The following is an 11,884-nucleotide window of genomic DNA, read 5'->3' as shown; positions in this document are numbered from 1 at the left end:
GTGGCCGCGGGGGCGGCGCGCCGACGCCGCTGGACGTCGTGGTCGTCGGTGCTGGTCAGGCCGGCCTCTCCAGCGCGTACCACCTGCGGCGTCGCGGGTACCGACCGGGCAGGGACTTCGTCGTGCTCGACCACTCCCCCGCGCCGGGCGGCGCCTGGCAGTTCCGCTGGCCCACCCTGACGTACGGCAAGGTGCACGGCATGCACGCGCTGCCCGGCATGGAGCTGACGGGCGCGGACCCGCTACGGCCCTCGTCCGAGGTGATCGGCGCGTACTTCGCCGACTACGAGCGCGCCTTCGAGCTGGCCGTACGCCGCCCCGTCGAGGTCAGCGCGGTGCGCGAGGGCGAGGGCGGGCGGCTGCTGGTGCGGACGTCGGCCGGTGACTGGGCGCCGCGCGCGCTCATCAGCGCGACGGGCACCTGGGACCGCCCGTTCTGGCCCCGCTACCCCGGCCAGGAGACGTTCGCCGGCCGCCAACTGCACACCGCGCGCTACCCGGGGCCCGCGCCGTTCGCCGGGCAGCGCGTCGTCGTGGTCGGCGGCGGCACCTCCGCCGTGCAGCACCTGCTGGAGGTCTCCGAGGTGGCCGCCGCGACCGCCTGGGTGACCCGCCGGCCGCCGGTGTTCCGCAGCGGGCCCTTCGACGCGGAGCACGGCCGCGCGGCGGTGGCGATGGTCGAGGAGCGGGTGCGGCAGGGGCTGCCGCCGCGCAGCGTGGTCTCGGTGACGGGGCTGCCGATGACCGAGGCGATGGAGCGGGCGCGGGCGGCGGGCGTGCTGGAGCGGCTGCCGATGTTCGACCGACTCACGCCCGAGGGCGTCGCCTGGGACGACGGTCGGACGTTCGCGGCGGACGTGGTGCTGTGGGCGACGGGTTTCCGGCCCGCCATCGAGCACCTGGCGCCGCTGCGGCTGCGCGAGGCCGGCGGTGGCATCGCCCTGGACGGCACCCGGGCGGTCCGCGACCCGCGCGTCCACCTCGTCGGGTACGGACCATCGGCCAGCACCATCGGCGCCAACCGGGCCGGCGGCGCGGCCGTCCGCGAGATCGACCGGCTGCTCGCCCGACCGGCGCCGGTCGCCGCCTGAGCCTCGCGCCGGCCGCCGGCCCGCCCCGGTCACGGAACCGGTCGCCGGCCGGGCACCCGCCCCGGCCAACCGGGCGAACCCGGTCGACGGGCACGGGGAGAGCGCGCCCGGTCCTCCTTCACACCGCTCACCCGCTGCGGCAGGATGACCACCGCGGCCGATCTCCCCGGGACACCCCGGCGAGCGGCCGGCGCCAGCGGCCCGGGCAACGGCCGAACCGGAAGGGCCCGGGGCCGCCTCGCGGGGCGGGTCGGGGCCAAAAGGAGCGTCTGTGCGCGTCGCCCTCTTCGTCACCTGCGTCAACGACACCCTCTATCCGCGCACCGGCCAGGCCGTGGTCACCCTGCTGGAACGGCTGGGCGTCGCGGTGGACTTCCCCGTCGGCCAGACCTGCTGCGGGCAGCCGCAGTACAACACGGGCTACCGACACGAGACCGAGCCCCTGTTACGCCACCACGCCGACGTCTTCCGCGACTACGACCACATCGTGACCCCCTCCGGCTCCTGCGCGGCCATGGTGCGCGACAACTACCCGCGCCTGGGGGCCAGAGCGCGCGCCGAGGGGCGTGGCGGGGCGCTGGCCGAGGCGGCGCGGAGCGTGGCGGCGCGGACGTACGAGCTGACGGAGTTCCTCGTGGACGTCCTCGGGGTGACCGACGTCGGCGCGTACTACCCGCACACCGTCACCTACCACCCCACCTGCCACGGGCTGCGCGTGCTGCGGCTGGGCGACCGGCCGCGTGCCCTGCTGCGCCGGGTGCGCGGGCTGGAGCTGGTGGAGCTGGCGGGGGCCGAGGAGTGCTGCGGCTTCGGCGGCACCTTCGCCGTCAAGAACGCCGCCGTCTCGGCCGCCATGGGCGCCGACAAGGCCCGCGCCATCGTGGCCACCGGCGCCGAGGCGGTCTGCACCGTGGACAACTCCTGCCAGACGCACATCGGCGGCACCCTGGCCCGCCAGGGGCACGCGGTGCGCCCGGTGCACCTCGCCGAGATCCTGGCCAGCACGGAAGGAGACCCGTGGTGACCCGCGTCCACCTGGGCATGCCCACCCCGCCGGGTGCCGCGCCCACCTTCCCCGAGGCGGCCGAGCGCTCCACGCGCGACATCACCCTGCGGCGGAACCTGCGGCACGCCACGCACACCATCCGCGCCAAGCGCGCCACGGCCGTCGCCGAGCTCTCCGACTGGGCCGAGCTGCGCGCGGCCGGCGCCGCCATCAAGGACCACACGCTGCGCCACCTGGACCACTACCTGGAGCGGGTGGAGGCCGCCGTCACGGAGGCGGGCGGGCAGGTGCACTGGGCCGCCGACGCCGCCGAGGCCAACGCGATCGTCACCCGTCTGGTGCGGGAGACCGGCGAGCGCGAGGTGGTCAAGGTCAAGTCGATGGCCACCCAGGAGATCGGGCTCAACGAGGCGTTGGCGGCGGCCGGGATCACCGCGTACGAGACGGACCTGGCCGAGCTGATCGTCCAGCTCGGCGACGACCTGCCCTCGCACATCCTGGTGCCGGCCATCCACCGCAACCGCGCCGAGATCCGCGACATCTTCCGGGACCGGATGGGCCGCGCGGGCCGGCCGGCACCTCCGGGGCTCGGTGACGAGCCGGCCGAGCTCGCCGAGGCGGCGCGGCTGCACCTGCGGGAGAAGTTCCTGACGGCCCGGGTCGCCGTCTCCGGCGCCAACTTCGTCGTCGCCGAGACCGGCACGCTGGTCGTCGTCGAGTCGGAGGGCAACGGGCGGATGTGCCTGACGCTGCCCGAGACGCTGATCTCGGTCGTCGGTATCGAGAAGGTCATCCCGTCCTGGCGGGACCTGGAGGTCTTCCTGCAACTGCTGCCGCGCTCCTCCACCGCCGAGCGCATGAACCCCTACACCTCGATGTGGACCGGCACCACCGACGGCGACGGGCCCAGCGCCTTCCACCTGGTGCTGCTCGACAACGGACGCACCGACGCGCTCGCCGACCAGGTGGGCCGCCAGGCCCTGCGCTGCATCCGCTGCTCGGCCTGTCTGAACGTGTGCCCCGTCTACGAGCGGGCCGGCGGCCACGCCTACGGCTCCGCGTACCCGGGCCCGATCGGCGCCATTTTGACGCCCCAACTACGCGGCACCGTCAGTCCGTTGGACGCCTCCCTGCCCTACGCCTCCTCGCTGTGCGGCGCCTGCTACGAGGTCTGTCCGGTAGCCATCGACATCCCCGAGGTGCTGGTGCGACTGCGGGAGCGGGTGGTGGAGGGCGGCCCGGTGACCGTGCGGGGCACCCGGGCCGTGATCCGGCCGGCCCGGGGGCACGCGGCCGAGCGGGCCGCGATGCGCGCCGCCCGCTGGACCTTCGAGCACCCGCGCGCGCTCCGCGCCGGCCAGCGGCTGGCCGCCCGCACCCGGTCGCTGCACCCACGGCGGTTGCCGGGCCCCGGCCGCGCGTGGACCCGCAGCCGCGAGGTGCCCGAGGTGCCGGCGGAGTCCTTCCGCGACTGGTGGCGGCGCACCCGTGGCGAGCGGGGGACGGCGTGAGCAGCCGGGAGCGGGTGCTGGGGCGGGTACGCCGGGCGCTGGCCGACACACGGCAGGGGCCCGCGGGCCCGGACGGCGCACGACCCGGGCCCGACCGGGACGACGTGGCCCGCGACTACCTCCGGGTTCACGGTCGACGCACGGCCGCCGAGCGCGTCGAACTGCTCGCCGCGCACCTGGCGGACTACCGCGCCCGGGTCCACCACACGGAGGCGGCCGGGCTGCCCGCCGTCGTCGCGGGGCTGCTCGCCGAGCGCGGGGCGCGCGCGGTGGTGGTGCCGGACGGGTTGCCGGCCGACTGGCTGTCCGAGGTCGGCGCCGAGCGGCTGCCCGACGCGGCGGCCCTGACGGCCCGTGACCTGGACGCGGTGGACAGCGTGGTCACCGGATGCGCGGTGGCGATCGCCGAGACCGGGACGCTGGTACTGGACGCCGGCCCGGGGCAGGGGCGACGCCGGCTCACCCTGGTGCCCGACCACCACGTGTGCGTCGTACGGGTGCCGACGCAGGTGGTGGACTCCCTGCCGCAGGCGCTGGAACGGCTGGACCCGCGCCGCCCGTTGACCTGGATCTCGGGCCCCTCCGCGACCAGCGACATCGAGCTGAGCCGGGTGGAGGGGGTGCACGGCCCGCGCGCCCTGGACGTGGTGCTGGTGTCCGAGGCCCCACCGCCGCCCCCGACACCGTGAGCCGCCCCGCCCGAGGTGGCCGGGGGCGGGACGTGGCGCCCGTCCCCCGGCGGAGGCCGCCGGCGCACCCGGGCGGGCTCCCGTCGGCGCGGCCGCCCGGACCTCGGGGTGCCGCCGGCGACCGCCTCAGACCGCGTCGGGCGCGGCGGTGTCCGGTGCCGTCACCGTCTCGACGGCCGCCGCCAGGCCCAGCAGTTCCTCGTCGGCGCCGAACCGTGCCACACACTGCGCCCCCACCGGCAGGCCGGGGGCGAGGGTGCCGGCGGGGACGGTGAGCGCCGGCAACCCCGCGTACGACCAGGGCAGGCACATCACCGAGTTGCCGGTGGTGGCCAGCCCCTCGGGGGCCGCGCCGGTCGCGGCCGGGGTGATCCACAGGTCGAGGCCCTCGGTCGCCATGGTGGCGTGCACCCGGTCACGGAAGCGCCGCTGGTGCTCGCGGGCCGCCGCGTAGTCGGCCTCCGTCACCGCGTGCCCCTCGCGGATCGCGGCGAGGGTCTGGGGGCGGTAGAGGTCGCCGAAGCGGGGGAACCACTCCGCGTGCGTGCGCGCCACCTCGTACCGGTTGACGAGGAACTGCTGGGTGTAGACGGTCTCGAAGTCCGGCATGAACGGCACCCGGCGCACCGTGAAGCCGGCCCTCCGCAGGCGTTCGACCCGCGCGTCGAAGGCCGCGAGGGCGGGCGCGTCGACGCGGTCGAGGTAGGGCCCGGTGGGGACGCCGAGCACGGGCAGGCCGCGCCCCGCGTCGCCCGCCTCTCGCACCGCTCCAGCTCGCCAGTCGTCGCAGACCACTCCCGCCGCGAGGGCCACGCCCGCCACGTCGGAGGCGAAGAGGCCGACCGTGTCCAGGCCGGGCGCGTTGGCGATGACACCGTCCACGGGAACGCGGCCGTAGCTGGGCTTGAACCCGACCACACCGCAGTAGGCGGCCGGCCGGATCATCGAACCCACCGTCTGGGTGCCGACCGCCAGCGGCACCATGCCCGCGGCGACGGCCGCCGCCGAGCCGCTGCTGGAACCGCCCGGCGTGTGCTCCAGGTGGTGCGGGTTGCGGGTGGGGCCGGGGGCCGTGACAGCGAACTCGGCGGTCACCGTCTTGCCCGCCACCACGGCCCCGGCCGCGCGCAGCCGCTCCACCACCGTCGCCTGAGTTCCCGTCAGAGCCGCTGTGGGCACCGCCGATCCGGCCGCGGTGGCCAGCCCGTCGGCGTGGATGATGTCCTTCACGCCCACTGGCACGCCGTACAGCGCGGGCCGCTCCGCCGGTTCGGGCCAGCGGGCCAGGGCCGCCTTCGCCTCGGCCCGCAGCCGCCCGCGCCGGTCCGGCTCGGCGACGAACGCGGATATCCGGCCGTCCAGCGCGTCAACGCGCTCGCAGGTCCGCGCGACATGGGCGAGCACGTCCCACGCACCCGATCGCAGGGCCGCCGCCTCGGCCCCCAACGGACGGTTCCTGACCAGCTCTTCCCTGTCTGTCATGGCGGACAGGCTACGGGGCACCCCGTCCGCCACCCCGGCTCGTGGGAGACCGGGGCCCGGCCCGCGTACGGCCGGAACCAGCCACCGGGCGGCGGCCCGCGACGCGCGGAACCAGGCCCCGCGCCCGGCCCGCCCCACGCGTCCACCCGACGTGCGGGCGGGCCGCCGCCCGGGCTCGACGGCCGCCGCTCACTCCTGGGTGAACAGCCCCAACAGGTCCTGACGGCCGAAGACCTGGGCCGCCTCGACGGCCGAGGGGGTGCCCGCCGCCGGGTCGGCGCCGTGCGCCACCAGCAGTCGGACCACCGCGTCCTCGGCCTTGAACACCGCGCCGGCCAGCGGCGTCTGCCCCCGGTCGTTGGCACGGTCCGGATCGGCGCCGCGCCGCAGCAGCGCCTCCACGGTCGGCGCGTGACCGTGGTAGGCGGCCAGCATGATCAGCGAGTCGCCCCGGTCGTTGGTGAGGTTGGCGGGCACACCCGCGTCCACGTAGGCGGCCAGGGTGTCCGTGTCACCGTGCCGGGCCAGGTCGAAGACCTTCGCCGCCAGTTGCAGCACCTCCGGGTCGTGAGCCGGCTCGCCGCCCTGGGCCGCCTCGGCACCCGAAGCCACCCCGCTCGCCGTCGCCCCCTGGGGCTGGCCGGGCGCGGGTTGGCCGGCCACACCCGTGGGGTCGCGGCGCTCCGCCCCCTCGACCTGCCCCGCCCGCTCGCCGCGACCGCCGTGTTCGCTCATGAGATTCCGCCCTTCGCTCTGTGGAAGAGGGCCCGCCCCGATGTGCGGGCGGGCCCGGTTGGCCGCACCGGGTCGCCGCGGGCGTGGCCCGCGCCGCACTCCCACCCTACGGATCGATCATCACTCCCGCGCGAATGAATTGACCGATAAATCACCCATTCGCAACTTTCTCCCTTTCGCACTTTCTGTGAGTCTTGAGCCACTCGCGGTGATCGTCCCATTCATCAGGAGACCCGTCATGATCCTCTCCATCTCCGGCGTCGTGCTGCTCGGCGTCATCGTCTTCCTGTTCTTCCGCAAGGACGGCCTCAAGGCGTCGCACGCCATCGTCTGTGCCCTCTTCGGCTTCTACCTGGCCGGCACGGCGATCGCCCCCAGCATCCAGGCGGGCAGCGCCAGCCTGGCCACCCTGCTGGGCGACATCAGGATCTGACCGCGTCCGCCACCACCAGGAGATCGCCGTGGCCCGCCTCGCCCCGTTCCGCGCCCCGTCCGCCAAGGCCCCCCACGCCCGGGGCCGCGCCCTCGCGCGCACCCTGGCCGGCGGCGTCACCGACGTCCTGTACCCGCTGCTCGTCGTGGGGCGCGGGCTGCCGGCACTCGCCTCGGCCGGGCGCGGCCGGTGGGAGCGCACTCCCCGGGAACGGCGCGGCCCCGCGCTGTTCTCCGTCGCCGCCTGCGCGCTGGCCCTCGGACTGGCCCCGTACGGGCCGCTCGTGGGGCTGCTCGGCCTGTTGGCCGCGGCCGGCTGGGCGGGCCGCCGCCGGACACGGGCGCGGGGCGCGCCGAGCGAGGCCGAGGCCGCGCGGCTGCGCACGCTGTACGAGGCGCTCGTGCCGCACTTCGCCGCCCCCGACGACCCCGACCCGCTCTACGCGTACGCCAACACCTGGGAGCGGGCCTTCGAGGAGTACGCCTTCGCGGACGACGGCCGCCCCACCCACCTGACGCTCCGCTACCCGGCCTACTTCGCCGACGGCGAGCCCGCCGCGCGCTGGCACATCGAACGGCTGCTGGCCGCGAAGTCCGGGCGGGGCCGCGAGTACCGCTTCGCATGGGACCCGGAGGCGGGCCGGCTCACCCTCAGCGTGCTGCCCGCCCTGCCCACCACGCTGTGCGCCCAGCGCTTCGTGACGGGGCCGGGCGAGGCGGTGCTGGGCTTCACCGACCCGGACGCGGTGCGGCGCACCGTCCCGGTGACCGATCTCGGCGGGCGGCCCACCCACCACGCGTCGCCGGTCCTGTGGCGCACCGGCGCCCGGTCCACCGAGCCGCATCTGCTCGTGCTCGGCCGGCCGGGCAGCGGCACCACCACACTGCTGCGCTCGCTGGTCCTGCAGGCCCTGCCGCACGCCGACGTGCTGGTCATCGACGGCGCGGGCAGCGGCGGCTACGGCTTCCTGCACGGCCAGGCCGGCGTCCTGGCCGTGGAGAGCGACCCGGCCGGAGCGCTGGCCGCCCTGGACTGGGCCGCGCACGAGACCGAGCGGCGGCTGGTGCGCGCCCACGAGGCACGGCGGGTCGGCCAGCCCGTCCCCGAGGAGACCCGGCGTCCGCTGTGGATCGTGGTGGACCGCCCGGCCGCCCTCACCCACCTGCCGCGCGCCGACAGCCGCCCCGGCCCCCAGGAGTCGCTCCGCGTCCCGTTGCGACACGGCCGCCCCGCGGGCATCAGCGTGCTGGTCGCCGAGGCGCCCGACAGCCTGGACACCCTCGGCCCCTACGTCGCCGCCTGCGCCCGGGCCCGCGTGGTGCTCGGCCCCGCAACCCGGGAACAGCTCCACCACACGCTCGGCGCGCCGCCACCCACCTCGCCGCTGCCCCAGGTGCCGCCGGGCCGTGGTTTCGCCCGCCTCGGCGACGGCCCCGTCTACCGCCTCCAGGTCCCCGCCACACCCGACCCGTACGACGACGCCACCAACGAGGCCGAGCGCGCGGCGGTCCTGGCGTTGCTGCCGGGTCCCACCACGGTCGGCGTGGCCGTCGAGGCCATGACCGCGCCCGGGGAGAGCGGGCGCGGCGACCCCGGGCCCGGCGCCCGGCCGGCCCCCGCCCGCTGAGGCACCCCCGACGCCACCGAGAGCGGCGTGAAGGGCGCACGGTCACCCGTACGGCCTCGCGCGCTCACGCCACGAACAGCCGGGCCGGCTCCGTCTCCGCGCCGCCCCCGGTCGCCACCAGCCGGGCCGCGGACGCCAACCTGACGGCGGCCTCGTCGGCCACCGCGCCGTTGACCGTGAACGGCAGCCGGACGTACCCCTCGAACGCCCCGTCGATGCCAAAGCGCGGTCCGGACGGCACGCGCACCCCCAGCCGCTCCCCCGCCTCGGCGATCCGCGAGCCGGACAGACCCCCGGTGCGCACCCACAGCGTGAGCCCGCCGCGCGGGATCGTGAACTCCCAGTCGGGCAGGTGCCGTTGGAGCGCGGCCACCAGCGCGTCCCGGTTCTCCCGCGCGCTGGCCCGCCGCATGGCGACCGCCTCCTCCCAGCCGCCGTTGCCGAAGAGCCAGTTCACGGCGAGCTGGTCGATGACGGGGGTGCCGAGGTCGGCGTGCGCGCGGGCCGCGACCAGGGTGCGGATCACCTCCGGCGTGGCCCGGACCCAGCCGATACGCAGACCGCCCCAGAACGCCTTGCTCGCACTGCCCAGCGCGATCACCGCGCTGCCCGACGGGTCGAACGCGGCCATCGACTGGGGCATCCGCACTTCGGGCTCCAGCGGCAGGTCGGCCATCGTCTCGTCCACCACGAGCACGGTGCCCGCCGAACGCGCGGCCTCGACCAGGGCGCGCCGCTGGTCGTCGGAGGCGAGCGCCCCCGTCGGGTTGTGGAAGTCGGCGACCACGTAGGCCATCCGTGGCGCGGCGTCGCGCAGGACCTGACGCCAGCCCGCGACGTCCCATCCCCGCAGCCCGTCGGCCATCGCCACGGGCACCAGCCGGGTCCCCATGTCGCGCATGAGTTGCAGGACGTTGGCGTACGAGGGTGACTCGACCGCGACGCGCTCGCCGGGCCTGACCATCAGGCGACAGATGGCGGCCACGGCGCCCATCGCGCCGGTGGTCACCATGATTTGCTCGGGCATGGTGGGGATGCCACGCTCGGTGTAGCGGTCGGCGAGCGCCTGACGCAGGGCGGGCAGCCCGGCGGGGTAGTCGCCGTGGGTGTGGGCGTACGGCGGCAGCGCCTCCATCGCACCGCCCACCGCGCGGGTCAGCCACGGCTCGGGGGCGGGCAGGGCCGCGCAGCCCAGGTCGATCACCGAGCCGGCGGCCTCCGGCGGCAGCGGCTCCAGGCCACGGGTGGGCAGCGGGCTGCCGGCCGGCACCGCCGTCCAGCTCCCCGAGCCCCGACGCGAGGCCAGGAATCCCTCACCGCGCAGCGCCTCGTACGCGGCGGCGACGGTGGTTCGACTGACCGCGAGGGCGGCGGCCAGCTCGCGCTCGGCCGGCAGCCGCGCGGCCACCGGCAGCCGCCCTTCGATCACCAGCAGACGCACACCGTCGGCCAGGGCCCGGTAGGCCGGCACTCGGCGCCCGGCGACCTCGGCGGCGCCCGGCGCCGGACGCTGCGACCCCAAGAGCCGCGCCAACTGCGGCGCCCCCACCGCAGAGGTCCACTCACCCATGATCACCAGTCCACCCTTCCGAGATTGGCCCTGGAAGTGGCCTACTACCGGGCCACAGGGTGTCACGAGACAGGCCACCGTCACCACCCGGCACCTCCGGGAGGACGGCCCCGGCCACACGCGGCCCCGCCACACCGGCCCCGGCCGCACCCCGCACACCCGAAGGAGCGCACCGTGCCGATACCGAGGGGGACCCACCTCACCCGCCGCCTCACCCAGCTGTACGTCGGCCTGACGCTGTACGGGGTGAGCATGGGGCTCCAACTCCGCGCGGGGCTCGGCCTGGACCCCTGGGACGTGTTCCACCAGGGCGTCGCCGAGCACACCGGGCTGTCGATCGGCACGGTGGTGATCCTGGCGGGCGCGGCGGTGCTCGCGCTGTGGATTCCCCTGCGCCAGCGCCCGGGACTCGGCACGGTCTCCAACGTGGTGGTCATCGGCCTGATGATGGACGCGACGCTGGCGCTGACGCCCGAGCCGACGGCGCTCGCCGTGCGCGTTCCGCTGCTGGTCTTCTCCATCGTGCTCAACGGCGCGGCCACCGGCCTCTACATCTCCGCCCGCTTCGGCCCGGGCCCGCGCGACGGACTGATGACCGGACTGCACCGCCGCACCGGCCGCTCGATCCGTCTGGTGCGCACGGGCATCGAGGTGGCCGTCCTGGCCACCGGTTTCGCCCTCGGCGGCTCCGTCGGCGTGGGCACCCTGCTGTACGCCGTGGCGATCGGGCCGCTGGCCCAGTTCTTCCTGAGGCTCTTCGCCATCCCGGGCTTGGACCAGAACCAGCGCGGCGTCGTGGCCGGCGGCCCGGGCCGAGCGGCGGACGCCCCGGACACCTCGGACGCCACGGACGCGGAGAGGTCGCGGGAGGCCGGTGGCAACCATCGGGCGGCTTGAGGCGTCCAGGATAGGAGAGGGCGCACTAGGGTACGAAAGGGCTAGACCCTCGATCAGTGAACGTCGATTTCTGACCGCACAGTGGACCGGATTTAGAGCTGACGCATGAGGGCGAGTAGTGTACGCCCTCGACCTACCAGGCGGACCGTTACTGCGCGCTAAAGGACGGCAAACGCTGGGTGACATCTACTGTCAGATGTGACAAACCGGGCGCCGGTGGGTAGAACAACGGGGCGGCACGACGGGCGACGCATGTCCCACTACGGGAATCTTCACCGCCGACCGGACGTTGAACGGATGACGACGACAGCGACACCTGTCCTGTGGGCGACAAAGCCCGGGAGGCACGATTCATGAGTGAGCGAGCTCTCCGCGGCACGCGACTCGTGGTGACCAGCTACGAGACCGACCGCGGCATCGATCTGGCCCCGCGCCAGGCGGTGGAGTACGCATGCCAGAACGGACATCGATTCGAGATGCCCTTCTCGGTAGAGGCGGAGATTCCGCCGGAGTGGGAGTGCAAGGCGTGCGGCGCCCAGGCGCTCCTGGTGGATGGCGATGGGCCTGAGGAGAAGAAGGGCAAGCCCGCGCGTACGCACTGGGACATGCTCATGGAGCGACGCACCCGCGAGGAGTTGGAGGAGGTGCTGGCCGAGCGGCTGGCCGTCCTGCGCTCCGGCGCCATGAACATCGCCGTGCACCCGCGGGACAACCGCAAGTCCGCCTGACGGACGCGTCGCCGGGACCACCCGGCGACCGAGACAACACCACATCGAGGGCCGGGGCCACTGCCCGTAGGCCCGGACGCCACCCCCTACCGGCTGGTGACGGCCGAGGGTGTGA

11 protein-coding genes are annotated in these 11,884 nt (G+C 75.5%); 8 read left to right on the top strand and 3 right to left on the bottom strand.

What is annotated here, in order from left to right; genetic code table 11:
- Window positions 1-29 precede the first annotated feature (29 nt).
- The 4 genes from ACFVFR_RS28540 (at window position 30) to ACFVFR_RS28525 (ending at window position 4,297) form a co-directional block, all read left to right on the top strand.
- Window positions 30-1,091 (top strand): FAD-dependent oxidoreductase, encoded by a 1,062-nt coding sequence (locus ACFVFR_RS28540; protein ID WP_383706921.1) that lies wholly within the window; start codon window positions 30-32, stop codon window positions 1,089-1,091.
- A 271-nt stretch (window positions 1,092-1,362) separates the two neighbouring features.
- Window positions 1,363-2,115 carry a (Fe-S)-binding protein gene (locus ACFVFR_RS28535; protein ID WP_383706852.1) on the top strand — a complete coding sequence of 251 codons (753 nt, stop codon included), beginning with the start codon at window positions 1,363-1,365 and terminating at the stop codon, window positions 2,113-2,115.
- Between the two features lie 17 nt (window positions 2,116-2,132).
- Complete coding sequence (locus ACFVFR_RS28530; RefSeq protein WP_383706919.1) at window positions 2,133-3,608, top strand: lactate utilization protein B; 1,476 nt, start codon at window positions 2,133-2,135, stop codon at window positions 3,606-3,608.
- Complete coding sequence (locus ACFVFR_RS28525) at window positions 3,605-4,297, top strand: lactate utilization protein C (RefSeq protein ID WP_383706850.1); 693 nt, start codon at window positions 3,605-3,607, stop codon at window positions 4,295-4,297. Before ACFVFR_RS28530 ends, ACFVFR_RS28525 begins: the two co-directional genes overlap by 4 nt.
- 126 nt (window positions 4,298-4,423) lie before the next feature.
- On the opposite strand, the gene ACFVFR_RS28520 is transcribed toward ACFVFR_RS28525, so the two are convergent.
- Both ACFVFR_RS28520 and ACFVFR_RS28515 read right to left on the bottom strand, forming a co-directional pair.
- A complete protein-coding gene (locus tag ACFVFR_RS28520; RefSeq protein ID WP_383706848.1) occupies window positions 4,424-5,779 on the bottom strand; it encodes an amidase in 1,356 nt (451 codons plus the stop codon).
- Window positions 5,780-5,968: 189 nt separating this feature from the next.
- Window positions 5,969-6,391 (bottom strand): ankyrin repeat domain-containing protein, encoded by a 423-nt coding sequence (locus ACFVFR_RS28515; RefSeq protein ID WP_383706916.1) that lies wholly within the window; start codon window positions 6,389-6,391, stop codon window positions 5,969-5,971.
- A 361-nt stretch (window positions 6,392-6,752) separates the two neighbouring features.
- Here ACFVFR_RS28515 and ACFVFR_RS28510 point away from each other — a divergent pair, with 361 nt between their 5' ends.
- Both ACFVFR_RS28510 and ACFVFR_RS28505 read left to right on the top strand, forming a co-directional pair.
- The gene (locus ACFVFR_RS28510) at window positions 6,753-6,947 is read left to right on the top strand and encodes a hypothetical protein (RefSeq protein ID WP_383706846.1); all 195 of its coding nucleotides are present in this window, start codon (window positions 6,753-6,755) and stop codon (window positions 6,945-6,947) included.
- A 28-nt stretch (window positions 6,948-6,975) separates the two neighbouring features.
- On the top strand, window positions 6,976-8,574 hold the full coding sequence (locus ACFVFR_RS28505) for an FtsK/SpoIIIE domain-containing protein (RefSeq protein WP_383706844.1): 1,599 nt from the start codon (window positions 6,976-6,978) through the stop codon (window positions 8,572-8,574).
- A 64-nt stretch (window positions 8,575-8,638) separates the two neighbouring features.
- On the opposite strand, the gene ACFVFR_RS28500 is transcribed toward ACFVFR_RS28505, so the two are convergent.
- The gene (locus ACFVFR_RS28500; protein ID WP_383706842.1) at window positions 8,639-10,144 is read right to left on the bottom strand and encodes a PLP-dependent aminotransferase family protein; all 1,506 of its coding nucleotides are present in this window, start codon (window positions 10,142-10,144) and stop codon (window positions 8,639-8,641) included.
- 252 nt (window positions 10,145-10,396) lie between these two features.
- Here ACFVFR_RS28500 and ACFVFR_RS28495 point away from each other — a divergent pair, with 252 nt between their 5' ends.
- Complete coding sequence (locus tag ACFVFR_RS28495; protein WP_383706914.1) at window positions 10,397-11,041, top strand: YitT family protein; 645 nt, start codon at window positions 10,397-10,399, stop codon at window positions 11,039-11,041.
- Window positions 11,042-11,394: 353 nt separating this feature from the next.
- Entirely contained in the window at window positions 11,395-11,769 is a 375-nt protein-coding gene (locus ACFVFR_RS28490) for an RNA polymerase-binding protein RbpA (protein ID WP_349989863.1), read from the top strand.
- Window positions 11,770-11,884: the final 115 nt, after the last annotated feature.

Origin of the sequence: Streptomyces sp. NPDC057702 (assembly GCF_042799315.1) — a bacterium.
Taxonomy (GTDB): domain Bacteria; phylum Actinomycetota; class Actinomycetes; order Streptomycetales; family Streptomycetaceae; genus Streptomyces.
The sequence above is the reverse complement of the archived record's forward strand: the minus strand, read 5'-3'. Positions and strand labels throughout refer to the sequence as shown.

What these genes read in the sequence shown, in the direction of transcription:
- ACFVFR_RS28510 (WP_383706846.1), top strand. Translation starts at nt 6,753, where the DNA reads ATGATCCTCTCCATCTCCGGCGTCGTGCTGCTCGGCGTCATCGTCTTC.
- ACFVFR_RS28520 (WP_383706848.1), bottom strand. Translation starts at nt 5,779, where the DNA reads ATGACAGACAGGGAAGAGCTGGTCAGGAACCGTCCGTTGGGGGCCGAG.
- ACFVFR_RS28490 (WP_349989863.1), top strand. Translation starts at nt 11,395, where the DNA reads ATGAGTGAGCGAGCTCTCCGCGGCACGCGACTCGTGGTGACCAGCTAC.
- ACFVFR_RS28495 (WP_383706914.1), top strand. Translation starts at nt 10,397, where the DNA reads ATGGGGCTCCAACTCCGCGCGGGGCTCGGCCTGGACCCCTGGGACGTG.
- ACFVFR_RS28530 (WP_383706919.1), top strand. Translation starts at nt 2,133, where the DNA reads ATGCCCACCCCGCCGGGTGCCGCGCCCACCTTCCCCGAGGCGGCCGAG.
- ACFVFR_RS28500 (WP_383706842.1), bottom strand. Translation starts at nt 10,144, where the DNA reads ATGGGTGAGTGGACCTCTGCGGTGGGGGCGCCGCAGTTGGCGCGGCTC.